19 protein-coding genes and 4 tRNA genes are annotated in these 24864 nt (G+C 39.4%); 20 read left to right on the plus strand and 3 right to left on the minus strand.

Annotated elements, in window-relative coordinates; translation table 11 throughout:
• Window positions 1-132 precede the first annotated feature (132 nt).
• The 12 genes from lolB to IV514_RS06820 all read left to right on the plus strand — a co-directional run bounded on the left by lolB (window position 133) and on the right by IV514_RS06820 (window position 6884).
• Window positions 133-750 carry a lipoprotein insertase outer membrane protein LolB gene (gene lolB / locus IV514_RS06765; RefSeq protein WP_206484207.1) on the plus strand — a complete coding sequence of 206 codons (618 nt, stop codon included), beginning with the start codon at window positions 133-135 and terminating at the stop codon, window positions 748-750.
• A gap of 10 nt (window positions 751-760) precedes the next feature.
• The gene (gene ispE, locus IV514_RS06770; protein WP_206484208.1) at window positions 761-1633 is read left to right on the plus strand and encodes a 4-(cytidine 5'-diphospho)-2-C-methyl-D-erythritol kinase; all 873 of its coding nucleotides are present in this window, start codon (window positions 761-763) and stop codon (window positions 1631-1633) included.
• A 120-nt stretch (window positions 1634-1753) separates the two neighbouring features.
• Window positions 1754-2701 (plus strand): ribose-phosphate pyrophosphokinase, encoded by a 948-nt coding sequence (locus IV514_RS06775; protein WP_206485267.1) that lies wholly within the window; start codon window positions 1754-1756, stop codon window positions 2699-2701.
• Window positions 2702-2923: 222 nt separating this feature from the next.
• Window positions 2924-3541: a 50S ribosomal protein L25/general stress protein Ctc gene (locus IV514_RS06780; protein ID WP_206484209.1), complete on the plus strand. Its 618-nt coding sequence runs from the start codon at window positions 2924-2926 to the stop codon at window positions 3539-3541.
• 17 nt (window positions 3542-3558) lie between these two features.
• Window positions 3559-4143: an aminoacyl-tRNA hydrolase gene (gene pth, locus IV514_RS06785; RefSeq protein ID WP_206484210.1), complete on the plus strand. Its 585-nt coding sequence runs from the start codon at window positions 3559-3561 to the stop codon at window positions 4141-4143.
• A 13-nt stretch (window positions 4144-4156) separates the two neighbouring features.
• Window positions 4157-5248: a redox-regulated ATPase YchF gene (gene ychF / locus IV514_RS06790; RefSeq protein ID WP_206484211.1), complete on the plus strand. Its 1092-nt coding sequence runs from the start codon at window positions 4157-4159 to the stop codon at window positions 5246-5248.
• 177 nt (window positions 5249-5425) lie between these two features.
• Window positions 5426-5776 carry a DUF3718 domain-containing protein gene (locus IV514_RS06795; RefSeq protein ID WP_206484212.1) on the plus strand — a complete coding sequence of 117 codons (351 nt, stop codon included), beginning with the start codon at window positions 5426-5428 and terminating at the stop codon, window positions 5774-5776.
• A 202-nt stretch (window positions 5777-5978) separates the two neighbouring features.
• On the plus strand, window positions 5979-6326 hold the full coding sequence (locus IV514_RS06800; protein ID WP_206484213.1) for a DUF3718 domain-containing protein: 348 nt from the start codon (window positions 5979-5981) through the stop codon (window positions 6324-6326).
• A gap of 143 nt (window positions 6327-6469) precedes the next feature.
• A tRNA-Met gene (locus tag IV514_RS06805) sits at window positions 6470-6546 on the plus strand.
• Window positions 6547-6553: 7 nt separating this feature from the next.
• Window positions 6554-6638 (plus strand) — tRNA-Leu (locus IV514_RS06810).
• Window positions 6639-6681: 43 nt separating this feature from the next.
• Window positions 6682-6756 (plus strand) — tRNA-Gln (locus IV514_RS06815).
• Window positions 6757-6809: 53 nt separating this feature from the next.
• Window positions 6810-6884 (plus strand) — tRNA-Gln (locus IV514_RS06820).
• Between the two features lie 108 nt (window positions 6885-6992).
• Here the strand turns inward: IV514_RS06820 and IV514_RS06825 are convergent.
• Window positions 6993-8159, minus strand: a complete 1167-nt coding sequence (locus tag IV514_RS06825) for an FAD-dependent oxidoreductase (protein ID WP_206484214.1) — start codon at window positions 8157-8159, stop codon at window positions 6993-6995.
• Between the two features lie 100 nt (window positions 8160-8259).
• Window positions 8260-11256 (minus strand): EAL domain-containing protein, encoded by a 2997-nt coding sequence (locus IV514_RS06830; protein ID WP_206484215.1) that lies wholly within the window; start codon window positions 11254-11256, stop codon window positions 8260-8262.
• Between the two features lie 264 nt (window positions 11257-11520).
• On the opposite strand from IV514_RS06830, the gene miaB reads away from it, so the two are divergent.
• The 7 genes from miaB (at window position 11521) to IV514_RS06865 (ending at window position 20898) form a co-directional block, all read left to right on the plus strand.
• The gene (gene miaB, locus IV514_RS06835; RefSeq protein ID WP_206484216.1) at window positions 11521-12963 is read left to right on the plus strand and encodes a tRNA (N6-isopentenyl adenosine(37)-C2)-methylthiotransferase MiaB; all 1443 of its coding nucleotides are present in this window, start codon (window positions 11521-11523) and stop codon (window positions 12961-12963) included.
• 24 nt (window positions 12964-12987) lie between these two features.
• Window positions 12988-14058, plus strand: coding sequence for a PhoH family protein (locus tag IV514_RS06840; RefSeq protein ID WP_206484217.1), 1071 nt, complete (start codon window positions 12988-12990; stop codon window positions 14056-14058).
• Window positions 14058-14513 carry an rRNA maturation RNase YbeY gene (gene ybeY / locus IV514_RS06845; protein WP_206484218.1) on the plus strand — a complete coding sequence of 152 codons (456 nt, stop codon included), beginning with the start codon at window positions 14058-14060 and terminating at the stop codon, window positions 14511-14513. Before IV514_RS06840 ends, ybeY begins: the two co-directional genes overlap by 1 nt.
• Window positions 14514-14625: 112 nt before the next feature.
• Window positions 14626-15504, plus strand: coding sequence for a transporter associated domain-containing protein (locus tag IV514_RS06850; protein WP_206484219.1), 879 nt, complete (start codon window positions 14626-14628; stop codon window positions 15502-15504).
• A 53-nt stretch (window positions 15505-15557) separates the two neighbouring features.
• A complete protein-coding gene (gene lnt / locus IV514_RS06855) occupies window positions 15558-17180 on the plus strand; it encodes an apolipoprotein N-acyltransferase (RefSeq protein ID WP_206484220.1) in 1623 nt (540 codons plus the stop codon).
• 59 nt (window positions 17181-17239) lie between these two features.
• Window positions 17240-18910, plus strand: a complete 1671-nt coding sequence (locus tag IV514_RS06860; RefSeq protein WP_206484221.1) for an amidohydrolase — start codon at window positions 17240-17242, stop codon at window positions 18908-18910.
• 143 nt (window positions 18911-19053) lie between these two features.
• Window positions 19054-20898, plus strand: a complete 1845-nt coding sequence (locus IV514_RS06865) for a M2 family metallopeptidase (RefSeq protein ID WP_241242237.1) — start codon at window positions 19054-19056, stop codon at window positions 20896-20898.
• Window positions 20899-20987: 89 nt separating this feature from the next.
• Here IV514_RS06865 and IV514_RS06870 read toward each other — a convergent pair whose 3' ends face one another.
• Complete coding sequence (locus IV514_RS06870) at window positions 20988-21638, minus strand: hypothetical protein (RefSeq protein WP_206484222.1); 651 nt, start codon at window positions 21636-21638, stop codon at window positions 20988-20990.
• 244 nt (window positions 21639-21882) lie between these two features.
• Here IV514_RS06870 and IV514_RS06875 point away from each other — a divergent pair, with 244 nt between their 5' ends.
• Window positions 21883-24813 carry a tetratricopeptide repeat protein gene (locus IV514_RS06875; RefSeq protein WP_206484223.1) on the plus strand — a complete coding sequence of 977 codons (2931 nt, stop codon included), beginning with the start codon at window positions 21883-21885 and terminating at the stop codon, window positions 24811-24813.
• The last annotated feature ends 51 nt before the right edge of the window (window positions 24814-24864 follow it).

Below are 24864 nucleotides of genomic sequence, written 5' to 3' on the forward strand. Positions count from 1 at the left end.
CTCATCTATAAACAACAATTCGTGATCTATCACAAACTATTGTGATAATTTTACGTAATATTCGCTATGAATAAAAGAAAATCCCTGTATTTTATGTGGATTCAGGAAACTTAGCTGGTAATCGACTCTCTTATGCGCCATTTTTTTCACCTAAGCTTGCTTACTATTGCATTGCTATTAACTGCCTGCTCTAGCATGGTTGAACGCAATCAGTCACTTGAGCCAATTGCTTTAAGTAAAGCACAACGACAGAGCCAATTATCCAACATTGACCAATGGCAAGTCACCGGCAAACTCGCATTTATCAGTAGCAAAAAAAGACACAGCGCCAACCTTTTTTGGCAAGTCAATCAAAAACAAGCCAGCCAAACACTCAAACTAACGTCATATTTAGGCATTAATGTATTATCACTTTCTTCTGAGCAAGGTTTACATACCGTCGAAGTTGATGGAGAACAATATCAAACGACCAATCTGGAACAACTGATATTTCATCTCACCGAACTGACATTACCCACACAAGCCATGCAACATTGGTTAAAAGGGTTAACTTGGTCAATGCAAGATCAAATAACATACGACACAGCGACTGGATTACCCAAACAACTTTCCAGTGTTTATGATCATCAATTATGGCAAATACATTATGGTGATTATCAGTACTACCACCAATTACCCATGGCAACGAAAATCACGATAGAACAAGGTGGTTTGACAATAAAAATACATATCAACCAGTGGACACTTTGACGAACTAACTATGGCAGAACAATCTTATTTTCAACACTTTCCATCACCAGCAAAATTAAACTTATTCTTACATATTGTTGGCCAAAGAACCGATGGCTATCATGAATTAGAAACCGTGTTTCAGTTTTTAGACTACGGTGATGATATTGCTATTCGCACTACCGCTGGTGATGAAATTAAACTACTCACCCCTATAGATGGGGTTAACAATGAAGACAATCTGATAATCAAAGCTGCTCAGCTATTACAAAAACAAGCCAAATATTCAAATGGAGCAGAAATAAAACTCAACAAAGTGCTGCCGATGGGCGGTGGTTTAGGCGGCGGTTCTTCTAATGCAGCAACGGTATTGATCGCCTTAAATTACTTATGGCAAACAGGCTTGTCATTCGATGAATTAGCTACTCTAGGACTCTCACTTGGCGCTGATGTACCAATTTTTATCCACGGATTTTCAGCTTTTGCGCAAGGTGTGGGAGAACAGCTCACGCCTGTGTATCCCAAAGAGTATTACTACTTAGTCACTAAACCAAACTGTAGCATTTCGACCCAAGCAGTTTTCAATGCTAAAGCATTAACCCGTGATAGCGCAAAAATTGATATTAATGCGGCGCCCATTGATGACATCATCCATAGTGCACACAATGATTGCCAATCTTTAGTGATAAAACAGTATCCTGAGGTTGCCAAGTTACTTGCTTGGTTGGTAGAATACGCGCCGTCTCAAATGACTGGAACTGGGGCGTGTATTTTTTCTCGTTTTGATACAGAAAAAGAAGCGCGGCAAATAGCTGATTTATTGCCTTCCTCGGTTGAATCGTTTGTCGCAAAAGGTGTTAATCGCTCGATTCTTCATCAACGAATGCAAGAACAACTTAGATGAACACGTAAATTACATAAAAAAGCCAACAAATTTGGCTTTTTTATAATATTGTGCTGATATTAAACCATAATGTTTAATCAGTGTTGAAATCCAATGTCAAAAGTTTCTGAGGAACTGATAGTGCCTGACATGAAAATCTTTGCGGGTAACGCCACCCCTGAACTGGCCAAACAAATTGCTAATCGTCTGTATATCACCCCAGGCGAAGCCAAAGTGGGCAGCTTTAGCGATGGCGAAATTAGTGTTGAAATAACTGAAAATGTACGTGGTGCTGACGTTTTTATAATTCAATCAACCTGTGCTCCAACGAATGATAACTTAATGGAATTGATCGTAATGATCGATGCATTACGTCGTGCATCAGCAGGTAGAATTACTGCGGTAATGCCTTATTTTGGTTATGCACGCCAAGATCGTCGTGTACGTAGTGCACGTGTGCCAATTACGGCAAAAGTTGTGGCAGACTTCTTATCTAGTGTCGGCGTTGACCGCGTACTAACTGTAGATTTACACGCAGAGCAAATTCAAGGCTTCTTTGATGTCCCTGTTGATAACGTCTTTGGTACTCCTATTCTTTTAGAAGACATGAAAGAAAAAGCGTTAGACAACCCTGTGGTTGTTTCACCAGACATTGGTGGTGTGGTACGTGCTCGAGCAGTCGCAAAATTACTTGATGATGCAGATCTTGCCATTATCGATAAGCGTCGTCCAAAAGCCAATGTTGCTCAAGTCATGCACATTATTGGTGATGTACAAGGCAGAGACTGTATTATTGTTGATGACATGATTGATACAGGTGGTACATTAGCCAAAGCCGCTGAAGCGTTAAAAGAGCATGGCGCTAATCGAGTATTCGCTTATGCAACCCACCCAGTACTTTCAGGCAATGCTGCAGAAAACCTAAAAAATTCAGTCATTGATGAAGTCATTGTCACTGATTCAATTCCACTTTCAGCAGAAATAAAAGCGCTTGGTAATGTTCGCCAGCTTACATTAAGTGGCATGTTATCAGAAGCTATTCGTCGCGTATGCAACGAAGAATCGATTTCGGCGATGTTTGACAATTAGTCCTCAGGCTTTGCTCTGTAAAGAGATTTTATTTTAAAAGCACCTTTTCAGGTGCTTTTTTTATTTACGCAAGATAAACATTGGATTTTGTCTTGGCTGAGTGTTATTATGCCGCGCCTTTTTTATCTGGCGAAAATTAACTTTTTATCAGATAAAGGCAAATAGCGTTGTTTTTGGTCGCGAAAAACAACAACTTAATTATATACATAAGGTAATAAAACCATGACAGATATATTTACTTTGGATGCTGAAGTACGTACAGACTTAGGGAAAGGTGCGAGCCGCCGCCTACGTCATGCGAACAAAGTTCCAGCTATCCTTTACGGTGAAGGCAAAGAGCCTGTTTCTTTAACGTTAGCACACAACAAAGTGTTCCGTGCACAACAAGAAGAAGCATTTTATTCTCACGTTTTAACGTTAAACGTAGATGGCAAGCCAGTTGAGTGTTTGATCAAAGACATGCAACGTCACCCATTCAAACCAATTATCATGCATATGGATTTTATGCGTGTTGATGCAACTCACGACGTTCACACTAACGTACCTGTTCACTTCATCAACGAAGAAGCAGTTGTTAAAAAAGGTGGCGCTGTAGCTCATCACATTGCTGAAATCGCAATCACATGTTTACCAGGCAAGTTACCTGAGTATATCGAAGTTGATCTTGCTGATTTAGAGGTTGGTCAAACTTATCACTTATCTGATGTTAAATTCCCAGAAGGCGTATCTTCTGATGAATTATCTAAAGGTGAAAACCATGACCAAGCCGTTGTTACTGCAAATGCACCGAAAGGTTCATCAAGTGACGACGATGCAGAAGAAGAAACTACTGAAGAGTAATTAAGGTTTTTCCTTAAATGACGATTCAACTAGTTGTGGGCCTGGGTAACCCAGGCCCCGAATATGAAAAAACTCGCCATAACGCAGGCGTCTGGTTCATTAATGAACTTGCATCTCGATATAATATCTCGCTTAGACCTGAAAAAAAATATGCCGGTTTATATGGTAAAGGATATATTGGGGAACATTTAGTTCACTTACTTATCCCAACAACATTTATGAACCGAAGCGGTCAAGCTGTCGCTCCTTTAGCAAACTTTTATAAAATAGCAGTGGAAGATATACTGGTTGCTCACGATGAGCTCGATATTCCACCTGGAGTTTGCAAAATAAAAAAAGGTGGCGGGCACGGCGGACACAATGGTTTGCGCGATATCATCGCTCGTATGGCAAACAACAAAGATTTTTACCGGTTACGCATTGGTATTGACCATCCTGGTCATAAAGATCGTGTAACTGGACATGTACTGGGTAGAGCTCCCCAGCAAGAACAACAGTTAATTGAACAAGCAATCGACGAAGCAAGTCGTTGCTTTGAAATTTGGATGAAAGATGACTTAAAGAAAGCGCAAAATCGCTTACATTCTTTTAAGGCACAATAAATAGGTATTCATTATGGGTTTTAAGTGTGGCATTGTCGGTTTACCTAATGTAGGTAAATCAACATTATTTAATGCATTAACCAAAGCAGGCATTGAAGCTGCTAACTTTCCTTTTTGTACAATAGAACCTAATACTGGTGTTGTACCTGTTCCTGATCCTCGATTAGATAAACTCGCTGCCATTGTCAATCCTGAGCGTGTATTACCAACCACGATGGAATTTGTTGATATCGCGGGCCTTGTTGCTGGCGCATCAAAAGGTGAAGGCTTAGGTAATAAATTTCTCGCTAACATCCGTGAGACCGATGCTATTGGGCATGTAGTACGCTGTTTCGAAAATGAAAACATCGTCCACGTTGCTGGTAACGTTAACCCAGCAGATGATATAGAAGTGATTAACACAGAATTAGCACTGGCTGATATGGACACTGCTGAACGTGCTATTTTACGTCAAACCAAACGTGCCAAAGGCGGCGATAAAGACGCCAAATTTGAACTACCTGTATTAGAGAAAATATTAAAACATGTAGAAGAAGGCCATATGATTCGCTCTTTAGAGTTAACAAAAGAAGAGCTCAACGCGGTTAAATACCTTAACTTCTTAACCGTCAAACCTACCATGTATATTGCGAACGTTAACGATGATGGTTTTGAAAATAACCCTTATTTAGATACAGTACGTGAAATTGCAGAACAAGAAGGTGCCGTTGTTGTACCAGTTTGTGCTGAGATTGAAGGTGAACTTTCTGAAATGGATGAAGAAGATCGCGAGATATTTATGGAAGAAATGGGGCTTGATGAACCTGGATTAAACCGCGTCATCAACTCTGGTTACGGTTTATTAAATCTACAAACTTATTTCACCGCTGGTGTTAAAGAAGTTCGAGCTTGGACAGTAAAACAAAACGCTACGGCTCCTCAAGCTGCGGGTGTTATTCACACTGACTTTGAAAAAGGCTTTATTCGAGCTGAAGTCGTCGGCTATGATAATTTTATTGAATATAATGGTGAATCAGGTGCTAAAGAAGCTGGTAAATGGCGCTTAGAAGGTAAAGATTACCAAGTGCAAGATGGTGATGTTGTTCATTTTAGATTTAACGTCTAATTCAGCTGTTATAAACAACGATACATTGTAAAACAAGGAGCATTATGCTCCTTGTTTTTTTTTATTTTTGAGCCAAACTTAAATAGCCTAACAATAATACCAATTGTATTAATATTTAACCAGTTCAAATACTTAATTCACTTGGATAACAACTATTCCTTGAAAGCAGGTAACCAAATGAAAAGATTAGTCACCACCCTAGCCCTTTCGGCTTTAATATTAAGTTTCTCGCCGAAAATCTATGCAAATGATACGTTATCACTGCGTATTTGCGAGTATGTACAAGCTAATGATAAACAACGCTTGAGAAAGTTTCTTAAGCAGCAAAATATTAAAATTCGAAATATTTTCGACCAACTTCGCTGTAATGGCGATAATTTATTAATTTTTGGTGCAAAGTCTAGCGCGTTAGATGTGGGTGAATACATTATTGGTAAAGTACCTTCGAAAAAAGTGGCAGCTGAAATTGATAATTTAGATAAGCATTCAAAACACCTAGCAGAAAAAGCCAGAGAACGTATTAAATAAAGATCCCCCTACTATATATTACTTAGTGACGACTACCGCCTTTTGGGCACTTATCAGTCGTCACTATCTCGCTAATCACTAATTCCTCAAAACCTTTTATCTTTCTCTATCTCTTTCTAATTTATTGTACATAAAACAGGCAAAAGTAACATGCTGTGCCTACACTTAAACGTAGAGTGTTAAATTTATTTGAGGAATTGTTATGAATAAACATTACCTGATAATATGCTGCATTATCTCTCTGTATCTTCTCCCCCCTCAGGTCAACGCATTTAATATCGCTCAGAATATATGTGAGTATATTGCCGTAGACGATAAAAAACGATTACGTCAGTTGTTAAAGGCAAATCACCTAAAAATACGCAAGTTATATTCAGATATTTCTTGTAATGGCAAAACTATGCTCGAATTTTCTGCCGAACGAAATGCAAAAGAAGTTAGCGAGCTGATTGTGAAAAAACTCCCCAAAAGAATATTGAAAGAAAGTTTACCTGCAATTGAAGCTAGCTCGCCTGATATTGCAAAGTTGATTCAAGAACGCCTACAATAAGCGATAAAATTGCACATATTAACAGCGTTTTGATGAGAGTTTAGCCAAACAAACAAAAACTCGAGTTTTTTGAAAAAAAACGGTTGACGTAGCCCAAGCAGATTTGCATAATACGCGCCACTTGCTGAGAGGCAAGATGGAAAGGCTACATAGCTCAGCTGGTTAGAGCACATCACTCATAATGATGGGGTCCCAGGTTCAAATCCCGGTGTAGCCACCATAGAAATGCGGGGTTGGCGGAATTGGTAGACGCGCTGGATTTAGGTTCCAGTATCGCAAGATGTGAGAGTTCAAGTCTCTCACCCCGTACCATTTCTAGCGACATCTATGTTGCGAAGAAAGTAAGTTACATTGTTGGGGTATAGCCAAGCGGTAAGGCAGCGGGTTTTGATCCCGTCATTCCAAGGTTCAAATCCTTGTACCCCAGCCACTTTCTTTTCTCTTCTTGTAAAAGAAAGTCCAATCAATGTAATGCACTCCAGTTGGGGTATAGCCAAGCGGTAAGGCAGCGGGTTTTGATCCCGTCATTCCAAGGTTCAAATCCTTGTACCCCAGCCACTTTCTTTATCTTCAAGTAAAAAAATTCAACCTATTCTTTTTAGTAATTTAATACTCTTTCTCAGCCAATATCATACTTCTCGTTATCAAAGCATTTATATTTTTCCGCTACAGGCCACAAGCATAGGCAAGCGCTTTATTTTTTAACAATGGAATATTATTTGCCAAGGTAAGCCCGGCATTTCTCATTAATTTTACAACGGGTGAAGGATGGCTAAAGCCTGCATATAGTGCATCCATCGTAGACATCATCAATAAGTTGTCCGCTCGTCTACTTTGCTCATATTGCCTTAACACCTCTGGACTATGCCAGCATTTTCCCTCACCTATGGCCTTTGCTATTAAGGTTTGTAATGCTTTTACATCTTTAAAACCTAAGTTAACCCCTTGTCCTGCTAACGGGTTAATCGTGTGCGCGGCATCGCCCAGCAATAAAACACGATTATTTCGATATTGATTTGCATGTCGTCGGGTTAATGGAAAACTCGCTTTATTGACCACAGAAATAGTGTGAAGCTTTGAGGGGAAATGTTGATGCACTTGCTGTTGCAGCTGACTATGAGATAACTGGGATAATTGCGCAACGGTGGCTTTATTGTGATACCACACTAACGATGCATGCTGACCTGGCATTGGCAACATCGCCATAGGACCTGTCGGCGTAAATTGTTGCCAAGTAATATCTTGTTGCGATAAAGAGGTTTCAACATTAATTAACAAACATGATTGTTGATAATCCCAGCCAGTAACGCCAATATTAGCCAGTTTTCTAACCTGTGAATTTGCACCATCGGCAGCAATCAGTAACTTAGTGTTTATATCACGGTTCGATAAACTTACTTTTACCTGATGTTCAGTTTGTTCAAAGCCAGTCAATGACTCTGGACACAATAAATGAATATTAGGCTGTTGTGCAATTTGTTGCCATAATGCCAATTGGATCAGACGATTTTCAATGATATGTCCGAGATGAGATTGTCCGATTTCCTGCGCAGAAAACTCTGTATATAAGCTTTCCAGCTCCCAGACGCCTAAGCGACGATAGGGACAGACTCGCCATTGCGACAACAACGGCCAAGCACCGAGTTGTTCTAACAAATGCTGTGAAGCTAACGAGATTGCCGAAACGCGTAAATCAAAAGCTTGATCATGAGAAAATTCTTTTGGCGCAGTACGTTCGATCACAGCAACCTTTAGGCCCTGCTCTGCTAGGGAAAGCGCGCTTGCTGCGCCAACCATACCACCACCAATAATCACACAATCAAAGTTTTCCATGGTTTATTTATACCCAGTATTATTCTTGATTGATATTCTAACGTTGCTCAGCCTGAATATCGATTGATTTATCAAGCTTGCCAATAAAAGCCTTTAACTTTTACGCCAACTTTTGCTGACAGAATGTAATAAAGTCATCAACGGCAATAGGCTTTGAAATAAAGTAGCCTTGCCCATAATCACACCCTAAGCCTTTCAAAAAGTCTAAATGCTGTTGAGTTTCAATGCCTTCTGCCACTAATTTTAATTGCAAACTGTGCCCAATAAGTACGACTGCTTTTGCTAAACTCGCATCGGTCTCATCTTCTAAGGCACCAGCAATGAAAGAACGATCGATTTTCAACACATTAATAGGAAACTGTTTTAAGTAACTCAGGGAGGAATACCCGGTACCAAAATCATCCATGTGAATAGCAACACCAAGATCTCTAATACGTTGTAAAGTAGAAATCATTGCTTGTGAGTTATCCATTAATAAACTTTCTGTGATTTCAACTTTGAGTTGTTCAGCTGACACCCGATTAGTCTCTAATGCACGTTCAATCACTTTATCAATAGCATCTTCGCTAACTTTTTTACACTGGCGGCTGGAGACATTAACCGCCACTTTAAGAGATAAGCCGATATCTAGCCAATGCCTTAAATCTCTACAAGCTTGCTCTATCACCCAACGTCCAATGGGTTCAATCAAGCCAGTCTCTTCTGCAATAGCAATAAAACTATCGGGATAAATCAATCCTCTTTCGGGGTGTTGCCAACGGATCAAGGCTTCTGCGCCAACAATGTCTCCAGTGACTAAGCACATCACCGGCTGGTAATGTAAGACAAACTCATTTTGTTTCACCGCAATTCTAAGATCTTGCTCGATTTTCATCCGTTCGGTAACGACTTGGTGCATGCTGATATCAAAAAATCGGTAAGCATTTTTACCGGCTTCTTTTACTTCATACATGGCTGTATCCGCGTTTTTTATCAGGGTTTGTACACTATTGCCATCTTTCGGCGCTAAACTGATACCGATACTGGCCGATACCACGGCTTCATTGCTGACAGAGTCAACAGCCCCTGTTAGATGAAATGGCATAGCAAGACTTTGTAAAATGTGTTTTGATATTTGTTCAACATCTTTTCGGTGTGAAGTTCCTGTCAATAAAACAACAAATTCATCGCCACCAAACCTCGCAACAACATCAGACTCCCTCACGCATTTTTTTAATCGATCCGCAGCAATTTTTAACAGCTCATCGCCACTATTATGACCCCATGTATCATTCACGTTTTTGAAGCGATCTAAGTCAATAAACAACACCGCCACCTGAGGAGCTTTCAAATGAGATTTTGTCGTTTCATAATGAAGCAAATCCAAACATTGCTTTTTATTTGGCAAGCCCGTTAATGCATCATAATTAGCTTGCAACCAAATATCTTCTTCATATTGTTTGTACTGAGTAATATCAGAAAATAAACTAATATATTGAATAGGCTGACCACTTGTATCTCTTACGACGCTTATTGCCAAATACTCGGGGTAAACTTCTCCATTTTTTCGTTTATTCCATATCTCCCCTTGCCAACAATTGTCTTGCTCAAGCGCTCGCCACATTTTTCTATAAAACGCATCAGTATGCTTACCAGAGCTTAATAAACCTGGATTTTTCCCGATCACTTCTGAGGGGTGATAACCACTGATTGTACAAAATGCTGGATTGACAGTTTCTATCTCATTCTTAGCATTAGTTATCACTATTGCTTCCGATGCATATTCAAAAACTGCCGCTGAAATTTTCGATTCACTCTCTGATTTACTCCGCTCTTCAAGCATCTGATTAAAAGCAAGCGCCATTGCAGCAATTTCGTCATCGCCTTTAACAACAAGAGGTACATTAAACTGATGATCCACTTGCATTTTTCTCATAGCATCAGCAATATAGCGTAACTTTTTAATAATACGTTTAATGGCTGAAAACGATAAAAATAAGATGCTCAAAAAACTAAATAAAAAGAACACAGAATAAAGTAACAACGCATTACGAGCCTGGCTTTGTTGTTGATGAGCTAATGATTTCATATCTTTACCAATATGCTCACTAATCCCTTTAAAAGCATCGATTCGCTCAGTCGCAATTTGCCACCACCGCTCACTACTGATATTTAGTTGAGCAGATTGTAAATGAGTAATCGCACTCTCTATCTTATGCTCATTCTCTATGAGTTTTTGTCCGATATCGTTCTTATTCACAGATTGTTCTGATGTGTCAAATTGACGGTAATATTGCGTGAACAATTGTTCAATGATCGAAAATTTTTGAATAAGCTGTTCTCGAACCGCTAACACATTCATATTAACGGTTGACGATAACAAAGTAATCAAGCGTGTTTGATGATGATTTTTTGAAATAGCAAAGAGATCGGCAATTAATTGCTCTTGCTCTTTACCATAAAGAATAACGCGCTGGAGCTGACTAATGGTCATCATTTTTGAATTTAACATACCATTTAAGACGCCTCGCTCTTGGCCAGCTCTTTCCTTAAGACGAATAAGGTTAATAAAATCGAGACTGTCCCTGCTTTGTTCTGTATGTTTAAAACTCACTTGTATTTGCGACAATAAACGAATGAGCTGTTCAATAAATCGAGAATAATATTGAAAATGATCACTGGTGAGCAGACGATCAACATTACTTCGTCGGCTACTCATGCTTTCGCAAGTATTAATCACATTTTGATATACGGTTTGAAAGAGCGTTTGACTAAGTGCATTTTCACCATTGAAATTGTTAACATCAATCAATCGAAAAAAACGGGTTAACTGTTCATCGGTATTAATACGCTGTTTGACTAGTTTTACTCTGTTGTCCTCATGCTGATTAGCCAAAAAACCTTGGGTGAGCCCCCGTTCATTTTGTAGTTCATAAATTAAGTTGACAATTTGCAAGGAAATATCGATGGAAAACGTTGCCCGTTTAGCTTGTCGAATATTGTCAACATATTGCAAGGTTTGCATACCACCAAACAAAAAGACAACCAGCCATGGTAAAAATAATAATAAGCGTAACCGAGTACTAATATTCAAACGACAATTCCATTTTTTACTCATTATAAAACTTCACCTTCTGTACAACTCAACCAAAACCAGCAAAGGCATAAGTAATTAAGCTTAACATTTAGTGATTTTGTGTCTTTGTTTGATATCAAGCTTTATTAATTTTTTGCTGCTGAGATAGCGGTTAAACAATCAAGACAATTTTTTTCTATTAGTTGCACGATAAAGTCGAAATAACCGATAAATTGGTATAAAATGCGCCCCCTAAAATTCTCTAGCAAAAACTAGAATCAATTTCAAAGTAAAAGTAGGCACAAAATGAGTAAAAAGCTATATATCAAAACTTGGGGCTGTCAAATGAACGAGTATGACTCGCAGAAAATGGCAGAACTATTAGACTCCACCCATGGTTATGAACTAGCAGACGAAGCAGAAGATGCTGACGTTATTTTACTTAACACCTGCTCTATTCGTGAAAAAGCACAAGAAAAAGTGTTTCATCAACTTGGTCGTTGGAAAAACTTAAAAAAAGATAAGCCAGAATTATTAATTGGTGTAGGTGGCTGTGTTGCTTCCCAAGAAGGAGATGCCATTCGTCAACGTGCGCCGTTTGTTGATATGGTATTCGGCCCGCAGACCTTGCATCGTATTCCTGAGATGATCAAGCAAGTCACCGGAGAGAAAACTCCCGTAGTTGATGTTAGTTTCCCAGAGATCGAAAAATTCGATCGTTTACCTGAACCTAAAGCCGAAGGGGCAACCGCTTTTGTTTCCATAATGGAAGGTTGTAGTAAATACTGTACTTTCTGTGTTGTGCCTTATACTCGAGGTGAAGAAGTTAGTCGTCCATTAGATGATGTCTTATATGAAATTGCTCAACTCGCTGAGCAAGGTGTTCGTGAAGTGAATTTATTAGGCCAAAACGTGAATGCCTATCGCGGTGAAACCCATGATGGCACTATTTGTCGTTTTTCTGAATTAATTCGTTTAATCGCCACCATCGATGGCATTGATCGTATTCGTTATACCACTTCTCATCCTGTTGAATTTACTGACGATATTATTGATGTCTATAAAGATGTCCCAGAGCTGGTCAGTCACTTACACCTACCAGTACAAAGTGGCGCGGATCGTATTCTTACCCAAATGAAACGTGGTCATACCGCGCTGGAATACAAATCTCAAATTCGCAAACTGAAAAAAGCACGCCCAGATATTTGCATGTCTTCTGACTTCATTATTGGCTTTCCTGGTGAAACCGACGCCGATTTTGAAGCGACCATGGACTTGATCAAAGCGGTAGATTTTGATTTAAGCTTCAGCTTTATTTATAGCGCTCGTCCAGGTACACCTGCCGCTGATATGGTTGACGATATCAGTGATGACGTGAAAAAACAGCGCTTACAAATTTTACAAGACCGCATTAATCAGCAGGCATTACGTATTGCCAGACAAATGCTAGATACCGAACAACGCATTTTAGTTGAAGGGCCATCGAAGAAAAACCCAATGGAGCTTAGAGGCCGTACCGAGAATAACCGTATCGTCAACTTTGAAGGACCACATTCTGTTATTGGACAGTTTGTCGATGTCAAAATTACCGATGTCTACGCAAATTCACTGCGCGGTGAATTAATTCGTCAAGAAAGTGAAATGGGTTTAAGAATTGCGCACTCTCCGGCCGATATATTGTCTAACAGTCATCATCAGGCAAAACCTGCCAATGTTGATGATCTTGGTGTTGGTGTATTTACCCCTTAATTTACAACATAAATGGATAACCACTTGAGTAAAATTAGTAATCACAGTTTAGTTTTAGAGCCAGTTGATAATTCAAGACAAGCCAATTTATGTGGCCCAATGGACGATAATCTAAAAACCATTGAACGTCGTTTAGGGGTAGAAATAAGCTACCGTAGTAACCACTTTAAAATTGTTGGTGAGCCAAATAATGCCAATGCGGTGATTAAGTTATTAAAAGACTTATATGTTGAAACAGAAACCGTTAAAGGCGAAGATAAAACCATTACCGATGAAATGGTGCACTTGGCCATTTTAGACGCTAATGTGCTTGAGCAAGCGCCAACCAAAGTCGATGTTGACTATGAACAAATGGTCACCATTAAAACTAAACGTGGCATCATCAAACCGCGTAATAAAAATCAATCAGCCTATGTACAAAATGTACTCACCAATGATATTAGTTTTGGTATTGGTGTCGCGGGTACAGGTAAAACCTATCTCGCCGTGGCTTGTGCGGTAGACGCGTTAGAGCGACAAGAAATTCGTCGTATTTTGCTCACCCGTCCTGCGGTTGAAGCGGGTGAAAAACTGGGTTTTTTACCCGGTGACTTATCCCAAAAGGTCGATCCTTACTTACGCCCTTTATATGATGCGTTATTTGAAATGTTAGGTTTTGAAAAGGTGGAAAAACTCATCGAACGTAACGTGATAGAGATCGCCCCGCTTGCTTACATGCGTGGCCGTACCTTAAATGATGCCTTTGTCATATTAGATGAAAGCCAAAATACTACCGTTGAACAAATGAAAATGTTCTTAACCCGTATTGGCTTTAATTCACGTGCGGTGATCACTGGAGATGTCACACAAGTAGATTTACCTCGTGGACAAAAATCAGGTTTACGTCATGCCATTGAAGTGCTTGATAATATTCCAGGTGTCAGCTTTAATTTTTTCCAATCAAAAGATGTTGTGCGCCACCCAGTTGTTGCTCGAATTGTTGAAGCTTATGAAGTGCATGAACAAAAAGTGAATCGTTTAAAAATGCAAAAACGTACACAAGAACAACAAAATGCGCAAGATAATAACCAATCAGCTCAGGATAACGCCAAGTAATGTCTATTACATTGGACTTGCAAATAGCATGTAAACACGCGCAATTACCGAATGAAAGTGACTTTTCACTTTGGTTAACAACCGCTTTAGCACCCTATAACAAGCCATTTGAGGTAACTGTACGTCTTGTTGAACGAGATGAAAGTCAATCGCTAAATTTACAATACCGAGGAAAAGACAAACCAACCAATGTGTTATCTTTTCCGTTTGAATTACCCGATGGTGTTGAACTTGATTTACTAGGTGATTTGATCATTTGTGCCGATGTAGTTGCCCAAGAGGCAAAAGAGCAAGATAAACCGTTAATGCATCATTGGGCACATATGGTGATCCATGGTTGCTTGCATTTACTTGGTTATGACCATATATCAGACGAAGAAGCGGAAGAAATGGAAGCGTTAGAAGTACAATTACTAGCAAATTTAACCATTCCAGATCCCTATCAGATAAAATAATAGATCAACGTTGAGTTATTTAGTTTAGCAATATTTACTATAAATACTTGAATTCGATCACAATTGATTAGAAACTAAACGACTCACATAAATAAAGGTATAATAAAGCTCCATGAGCGAAGACAACCCCCACTCTAGCAACGGCTCTACAAATAAAACCATCTTGGACAAAATTGTTCAAATGTTTACTGGGGAGCCGCAAAATAAAGAAGAGCTCTTTGAAGTATTAAACGATGCAAAAGATCGTGACTTAATCAAGTCTGAAACCAAACAAATGATCGAAGGTGTGCTCGGAGTTTCTGATCTGCGAGTAAGAGATATCATGATCCCACGCTCACAGATGGTAACACTGGATATCGCAACACCATTGAGTGACTCTCTGCCTATTATTGTGGAATCAGGCCATTCACGTTTCCCTGTGGTCAATGAAGACATTGATCATATTGAAGGAATTCTCCTCGCTAAAGATTTATTAGCGTACAGCTTTGACCAAAAAGAAACACCAACATCATTAGCTGATGTGATCCGCCCTGCTATTATCGTACCTGAAAGTAAAAAAGTTGAACCGCTGCTAAAAGAGTTTCGCTCTCAACGCTACCATATGGCTATTGTTGTAGATGAATACGGCGGTGTCTCAGGTGTAGTCACCATTGAAGATATTTTAGAATTAATTGTTGGTGAAATTGAAGATGAAACCGATGATGAAATAGCTGAAGATATTAAACACCTTGCTGGCAATGTTTATCAGGTCAAAGCATTGACAGAAATTGCCGAATTTAACGACTATTTTAATTGTGTTTTTGATCGCGACGATGCCGATACCATTGGTGGCATTATCTTGCATAAATTCGGTCATATGCCTAAGAAAGGTGAAGAGATAGAAGTTGATGGTTTTGAATTCAAGATCACTTCAGCAAATAGTCGACGTATCCAGATGTTACAAGTCACCATCCCAAAAGACTTCCAAATAAACGGTAAAGTGGTTGAATAAATAACACTTGTTATATCACTACAATTAAGCGAATTTTTACGGATATTAATGACTTGGATACACCATTCAAGCGTTTACGCAAGTTAAGCACACGCAACTTAACAGATAAATCACTATGGCTGAGCTTTGTTGCAGGGCTCAGTCTAGTATTCGCTTATGCGCCGTTTTCATACTGGTGGCTACCTGTTGTTGTATTACCACTTTGGTTTATTCATTTAACAAAAGTCACTGTGCAACATGCTGATGAACTGATAAGAATCACCACGAAGCACAGCTTTAGCTTTGCACTTGGATGGTTTGCCAGTGGCATAAGCTGGGTGCATGTCAGTATTGCCGAATTTGGCGGTATGCCGTTAATTATTTCGCTGTTCTTAATGTTACTCTTATGTGGGTATTTAGCACTTTTTCCAGCTATTGCTGGCTATTTAACCGCAAAATGCTCACGCCTAATATCCTCTGACGGTAGATTAATACTCGCTTTATTCCCTTGTTTTTGGTTATTCACTGAGTACTTACGTGGTGTATTTCTAACTGGTTTTCCTTGGTTATCGTTAGGTTATAGCCAAATTGATGGACCATTAGCCTCCTTAGTACCTGTCATAGGTGAGATAGGCGTAAGCTTCTTTTTGTTATTAATCACTATTGCCATCGCCCAATTAGTAATTACTCGTCAGCGAACACTTCCTTTAATCACTATTAGTTTCATACTGATATTTTGCTTCATGGCTCAGCAAGCTCAATGGGTAAAACCCACTGGAAAAACCGTTAAAGCGGCGCTGATCCAAGGTAATATTAAACAATCAATCAAGTGGGCCCCCGAAGAGCAATGGCCGACTATGCTCAAATACCTTGATTTAACCCGTATCAATTATAGTGCTGATCTGATCATTTGGCCGGAATCGGCAATACCTGCAATTGAAACCTTGTCAACCACGCAAGAGTTTCTTGATATGGCCAATCAATCAGCCGCATTAAATAATGCCGCAATTGTCACAGGGATCATTAATTACAACTTTGAATCAAAAGAGTATTTTAACTCCCTTATTGTATTAGGCAAAAAACACCAAAATGATATCGAAGGTAATTATTTTTATCACCACAGTAATCGTTATAATAAAAACCACCTGCTACCTATTGGTGAATTTGTTCCTTTCAGCGACTTGTTGCGACCATTAGCGCCTTTATTCAATCTGCCGATGTCATCCTTTACTCGCGGCACCTATGTGCAAAATAACCTGATTGCCAATGATATAAACTTACTGCCATTAATTTGTTTTGAAATTGCTTTTCCCGAACAATTAGCAGCTAACTTTTCTAATGAAAGTAATATTTTACTGACCGTTAGTAACGACGCCTGGTTTGGTGACTCACATGGTCCACATCAACATATGGAAATTGCACGAATGCGTGCACTGGAATTTGGCCGACCACTGCTAAGAGCAACCAATAACGGTGTCACGGCCGCAACAGATCATTTGGGTAATATCATTGAGCAACTACCACAGTTTCAACAGGCAGTGCTAACCACTAAAATCAGTCTAGTCGACGGCATGACGCCTTTTAGTCAATATGGCCCGGTACTGATATACTTACTTGCTTTTGTCAATCTAGTCATCATTTTATTCATTAACTGCTTCTATAAGTCGCATAAAGCCCCTAGCTCTAACAGAGATTAATGCAAAGCGCATTGAACATGCTATGATGAAATCATCACAATAATAATAGCGTTAGTTTTATGAACAAAATCAACACTCTTACATTAGCAGCTACGTTTCTGTTAACCTGCAGCCAAGCCTTGGCACAAACGACGTTAGTAAAAAACGTACAAGGCTATACCTTAGATGCTACTGGCAATTCGTTAACCCAGTTTTCTGCACTTCAATTTACCGATGATAAAATAGATAAGCTTTATCAAGAGTCTGACAAAGTAACTCCTGAAAAAAATTGGCAAGTCATCGATGGCAAAGGCGCAACACTTTTACCTGGGTTAATCGATGCCCATGGCCACGTATTAAGTTTTGGTCAAAGCTTAATTACAGCGGATCTCACCAACACAAATTCTGAACAAGATGCACTGCAACGTACAATAAACTTTGCTAAAAATAACCCTAGCTTAACCTGGATCACAGGGCGAGGCTGGAATCAAGTACAATGGCCGAGCAATCAGTTTCCAACCGCTAAGATGTTGGATAAGTATTTTTCAGATCAACCCGTATGGTTAAGACGGGTTGATGGTCATGCCGGCTGGGCTAATAGCAAAGCCATGGCATTAGCTAGTATTACTCGCACCACCAAAGCACCTGAAGGTGGTGAAATAATTCGTAATGCCCAAGGCGAGCCTAGTGGTATTTTCATCGATAATGCTATGGCATTAATTGAACAAAAGATTCCCCCTCTCACCATCGCCCAGCAAAAAAATATTCTAGTCAAAGCAATGAATGCCTTAGCTAGCATGGGGCTAACCAGTGTACACGATGCTGGAATAGATGAAACAAACCTCAACGCCTTTAAACAGTTAGCACAGGCAGGCAAGATGCCTATTCGTATCAATGCCATGCTGTACTTACCTAGTGCTAATTGGCAAAACATTCTATCGCAAGGACAGTTTTCATCTCCCGACAGTATGCTCAATTTTAATAGTGTAAAAATACAAGCCGATGGAGCATTAGGTAGTCGTGGTGCGGCACTGATTGAGGATTATTCTGATCATGCTGGTCATAAAGGATTAATGCTGCACGATAAGAAATCGCTGACACAATACATTCATACCGCCATGAACAATGGCTTTCAGGTTAATACTCATGCCATTGGTGATAATGCCAATAAAGTCGTGCTTGATCTGTATCAGTCCGCCATTGATAAAAATAATACAAAAGCGTTGCGTCATCGGGTTGAACATGCACAAATATTGCGCCTAGATGATATTCCACGTTTTCATCAATTAGGTGTTATTGCATCAATGCAGGCAACACATGCTACCAGCGACAAAAATATGGCCGAAGACAGAGTCGGCAGCGAACGCATTTTAGGAGCATACGCATGGCGTAAATTGCTCAATGCAGGAGCAATCATTGCCGCAGGCTCTGACTTCCCTGTTGAATCGCCTAATCCTTTTTATGGCTTACATGCGTCTGTGACGCGCCAAGATAAACAAAACACACCTAAAGGTGGCTGGTACCCTAATGAAAAAATGAGCCGAGTAGAAGCCTTTAAAACCTTCACCTTAGATGCAGCCTATGCGGGTCATCAAGAAAAATTACTTGGTAGTTTACTGCCCGGAAAAAAAGCGGATTTTATCCTACTCCGTGATAACTACTTTACTCAGCCAGAAGCTCAAATTTGGCAAAATAGCGTGTTAGCTACTTGGGTAAATGGTGAGCAGGTGTTCAAGCAAGTCTCCCATTAAGCTCCCTGTTAATTTACCGCTTCTATTCATTGAGAAACCAATCAATGAATAGAAGCAAGATTAAACACAATAGCTATTGTACAAGCGCTACGATTTTATATACTAACCACTCAAAATAACAAAAAATTAACAAAGACAAGCTCATGAAAAAAATATTCATCAAATCAAGCATTGCCTTATGCGTCATGCTGGCGTTACCCGCCTGCAATAATCAAGCAGATAGTAACAATAATGTCACCACTAAAACGTCAACCGCAACGAAAACACAAACACCTGATGTGGAAAAATTTCTCACAAAAGTAGAGAAAGAGCTCACAGCACTTAATCTAGAAAATGCACGTGCGGCATGGATTTATTCAAACTTTATCACTGATGACACCGCGTCGCTTGCTGCAGATGCTGATCAAAAATCTACCGAGGCAGGTGTACGCTTTGCGATGGAAGCAGCAAAATTTGATAACGTCGACGTAAGCGCTGATCAACGCAGAAAATTAAATACCTTAAAACAAAGTTTAGTAATGCCAGCCCCGCAAGATGCCGAAAAATCCGCAGAACTTGCTAAAATAGGCTCTGAACTAGGCGGTATGTATGGTAAAGGTAAGTACACCACTAAAGCAGGAGAAACACTGAGCTTAGGCGATATGACAGCCACCATGGCAACCTCTCGTGATTACGATGAATTACTGGAATTATGGCAAGGTTGGCGCACGATTAGCCCCGAAATGAAACCATTATTTGCCCGCCAAGCTGAATTAGCAAATGAAGGTGCACAAGGCTTAGGTTATCAAGATTTAGGCGCGATGTGGCGTTCAAACTACGATATGCCTGCCGATGAATTTGGTAAAGAACTCAACCGTTTATGGGGACAAGTCAAGCCACTTTATGATGACCTACATTGTTATGTGCGCAGTGAATTAGCAAAAACCTATGGGGAAGATAAAGTACCACAAGATCAACCGATTCCAGCCCACTTATTGGGCAACATGTGGGCACAATCTTGGGGAAATATCTACGACTTAGTTGCACCTGATAATGCCGATCCTGGTTATGATGTCACCGAACAACTTGCTAAACACGATTATGATGAAATCAAAATGGTTAAGGGCGCAGAAACCTTTTTCACTTCACTCGGTTTTGAGCCATTACCAGAGACATTTTGGCAACGTTCATTATTCACAAAACCTGCCGATCGCGATGTTGTCTGTCACGCCTCCGCATGGGACTTAGATGCAAAAGACGATATTCGCATCAAAATGTGCATTCAAAAAACGGGTGAAGAATTTAATGTTATTCACCATGAATTAGGGCATAACTTCTATCAACGTGCCTATAAAAATCAACCCGTGTTTTATCAAAACAGCGCCAACGATGGCTTCCATGAAGCTATTGGCGATACCATTGCCCTATCTGTTACGCCGAAATACTTAAAAGAAATAGGCTTAATTGACACTATACCTGATGAATCAAAAGACATAGGTTTATTGATGAAGATGGCATTAGAAAAAATAGCCTTTATTCCATTCGGATTAATGGTTGATCAATGGCGTTGGAAAGTTTATTCAGGCGAAGTTACGCCAGAAAACTACAACAAAGTCTGGTGGGAATTACGTGAGAAATACCAAGGCGTTGCAGCGCCAGTTGACCGCCCTGCCGATGCATTTGATCCAGGTGCCAAATACCACGTCCCAGGTGGTGTACCATACAGCCGCTATTTCTTAGCGCACATTCAGCAATTTGAATTTCACAAAGCGCTCTGTGAAATTGCTGGTAATACCGACCCAATTCACCGCTGTTCAATCTACAACAGTAAAGCCGCGGGTGAAGCACTTAATACTATGTTAGAAATGGGCTCAAGCAAACCATGGCAACAGGCGTATAAAGTGTTAACAGGTAAAGAGCAAATGGATGCAACTGCTGTACTTGACTACTTTTCACCATTACAAACTTGGCTAAAAGCACAAAATAAAGGTAAACAATGTGGCTTTTAAATAAAGCGTTAACGTAGCCAAAAATACCACAAAGCCGTGTTTGATATAAATACGGCTTTGTTATTTTATCACTAACTAGTTCCTATACCTCACAGCTCATTTAGCTGAACGATTTGATCACCGGCGTTAACCGTCATCTTAATACCGTATAGCGACATTTCGTTATGTTTTTGACTCGGATGAACAGTATTAATCATTAATTCATTATCTATATCATGCCATGCAATATCTGAAATAATGCCTGAGGCAACTGGCACAATATAAGACCGTTGACGTGCTAATGAATAAACCTTGGCAAAATGACGCGATTTGTTACTTGATAAATACTGTAACCATTGGCCATCAGCTGACCATTGCACATTAACATTTAACGGTGTTTGATGGTAAAAATGATAATCAATCAGCTTAGCCGCATTATTTTCTATATTAAAAAGCCATAAATTTCTGTTGTTTTCAGTAAAAGTGACATATTGATCGTCTGCTGACCAAGTAATATTAGCCAAATTTTTCGCTCTGGGGATCAAATGCTCTGCAATCACGCTATCTGCCGCATTAGTGATCACTAAATAATCAACATGCTGTTTTTTAATAAACTGAGCTTTCAATTCGTTAGTTGCATTCCATACTTGATGACTGCCTGATGACAACTTGGGAGAACTCGTTATATGCTTAGCATTTATCGATAAATGACAGAATACCAGACTTACCACTATTAATAATTTGATGCCATTGTTCATCATCTACTCCTTAGTCTTGTAATATTAATGATTAATATTTAGTCGCTACTCCATATAGCAATCAGTATTATTGTTTAAAAAAAGTCAAAAAGACTTACGATTTCCTTACCATTTCGAAATAAAAAATAAAACCAATAAATTCATAGATTTATATAAAACCCCTCTGTCAGTTATCAGTGGTAAACATCAAGTTTTTGCATTAAGATTGAAGCAACCATTAAACTTTATTCATAAAGGCAGTTAAGCAGTGGACGCTAAAAGCACTTCAGAATTTGCAGAGCAACATCGTACATTTACCTTAGGTGCATGGACGGTCGATGGTGATTCAAACCAGCTAATTAACAAAGAAAATCATATTTTGATTGAACCCAAAATGATGGATGTCTTGATTTATCTTTGTCAACATGCCGGCGAAACCATTAGTGCAGATCAATTATTAATTGCCTGCTGGTCGGGCACATTTTATGGCGATGCTCCGGTGCAAAAATGCATTGCGGGCTTAAGAAAAAAATTAGGTTGCAACGCAAAAGCACCAAGCTACATTGAAACAATCTATCGTCGTGGCTACAAAATCATTGCCCCAGTTAATTTTCCCAATAAATCAGATCAACTTTCACATCGAAAATCCCTGCAGAAATGGACGCAAGGTTCACCTTACTTAGGTTTAAATACCTTTGATGAACATCACAGTGGCATTTATTTTGGCCGAACAAAAGCAATTGTTGATGTGATCCATCGATTAGAATCAATAGATAAACGGCCAAATAATTTTTTATTGATCTTAGGGAAAAGTGGCAGCGGTAAATCCTCATTAATTCGGGCAGGAGTATTGCCACATCTTCGCCGAGAAACAGGCTTTCCCCAATTAAAAGTCAGCCAATATCATATCGTCAGCCCGAGCCAAAGTATTGATGAAAGCCCGACAGAAACACTTGTTCATGCGCTACAAAAGCTATCACTATTAAAAGACACCATAGAAATACCCCATTTGATCTCACAAATTAACGCAGATCCAATGCTATTGACCGACGCTTTACGCAATCCAGTGAAAACAAAGCAAACGCAAACCGAGCCTGTTAAACACTATAAACTATTAGTTATTGATCAATTTGAACAATTTTTGTTAGACGAACACTTAGATATACAGGCCAAGCAACAATTAGTCAGTTGTTTAAGTCAATTAGCACATTGTGAGCAATTACTGTTTGTCGCGCTGTTACGTAATGATTTCTATGCAGAATGTCTCGATGTAGAAGGATTTTATAATCTAAAAAATCAAGGGCTACAATATGATTTACAAGCCCCAACACCGATAGAAATTACCCGAATGATCCGAAATCCTGCTATTGCTGCAGGGTTAACTTTTGAACATGACGAAACAAATGAAGAGCACCTAGATGATATTTTACTCGCGGATGCCGTTAAAAACCCTGATGCATTACCTCTGTTAGAATATACCCTCGATTTGTTGTACCAACAGCGTAGTAGCAACAATGAATTACTGCTTAGTGCGTACCGCGAATTAGGTGGTATTGAAGGCGCAATCGCTCTGCAAGCGGAAAAAGTATTTAATGAATTACCCCGCCATGTTCAAGCTTGCTGGGATAATATTATGCATGCATTAATTCAGGTGGATCATAAAAATAAACATAATGTGACTGCGCGCAAGCTCCCGATCAGCTTTTTTAAAACAACAGCAGAAAAACAATTTATTCAGCATTTTCTCAATGCTCGGTTATTTGTCACTATTATTCAAACGACAACAGGTGAACAGCGAGCTTACTCATCAGATAGCATAGCAACAGATAAAACAATCAATAAAGAACTTCAATTTATCAGCATAGCCCATGAAGCATTATTAAAACATTGGAAACGAATAAGACAATGGCTTAGCAACAACAGCGTTGCTATACACAAACGAGAACAACTTGCCGACGATTGTTTATATTGGTTAAGTAATAATAAATCAAATGATGCTTTACTCAATTCAAAACAAAAAGTACTTGACGCACAAGAGCTAATTAACCGCACTGAAATCACACTAACCGATAATGAACTCACCTTCATTACGCGCTCAAAACGCTATCAAGGGAGGAAAAAAGTCTTTCTTAGCTTAGCCACCATGGCACTGCTTGGCTTTAGTCTACTGACTGGGTATCAAGCTAAACAAGTGGCACAAGAACGTGACAATGCTCTTACTCAAAGCCAACGCACCAAAGCAATTTCAAAATTTTTAGCTGACACCTTAGCAGCAACAAGTCCCTATTATGCTCAAGGAAAAGAAGTTTCACTCAATGATGTACTCAATGATGCCAGTAAAAAGCTTATCGAGCACCCTAAAGGCAAATACCCGCCCTATGTTGAGGCATTACTGCATAAAACTTTAGGCCTTATTTATATTGATCTAGGAAAAATCCTTCCTGCTGAAAAACACATCCTCAAAGGGTTAGCAATCTACAAACAAAAGCAATTAGACAAAAATGAAGATTATTTAGGTTTATTGTTTAACCTTAGTCGGCTGCATGTGCTTAAATCTGGTAAGGATACGGACTTACCCTTGATCGTGGAAACCATCGAAGTCAGTAAAAACATTTATGGTGAAGATCATAAAGATACACTTGGCGCCCTTGATAACTTAGGTACCTATTATTTAGACAATGGTGAATTTGCTCAGGCAGAAAAGATTTTCAGACAAGTATACCAAAGACGAAAAGCACTCTTTGGCGCAGATTTTCGCCATACGTTATACTCAATTGAAAACTTAGGTGATCTTTACTACGCCCAAAAATTATTCCAATCAGCAGAAAAGTATTATCAGCTTTGTGTTGATAAATGGCTAGCGACATCTGGCATTCAAAACCCATACACACTTTACTGTATGAGACGGTTATCACAAACTAAATTTGCCACCAAACAGTACACACAGGCAGAAGAGTTATTAACTCAACATATCTCAGCCGCGATAGCCGTTTTTGGCAAAGAGCACCCTGAAGTGTTAACTGCCAAACATAATTTAGCAAAACTTTATCAAGCAACGGCAAGGTTTGAGCAAGCAGAAAACTTGCTGAGACAAACACTAAAAGCACGGATCAGTGTATTAGGTGAAAACCATAAAGAGACATTGAACACGCAAACCCTGTTATCATCTCTAGTCGAACAGCGCCAGTCAACCTTATAAAACTACGCCCTTCATAATAAGTCATGGGCGTAGTTAACTGTCAGGCGAATA

The sequence above is a fragment of the Thalassotalea sp. G2M2-11 genome (assembly GCF_017168195.1).
Taxonomy (GTDB): domain Bacteria; phylum Pseudomonadota; class Gammaproteobacteria; order Enterobacterales; family Alteromonadaceae; genus Thalassotalea_E.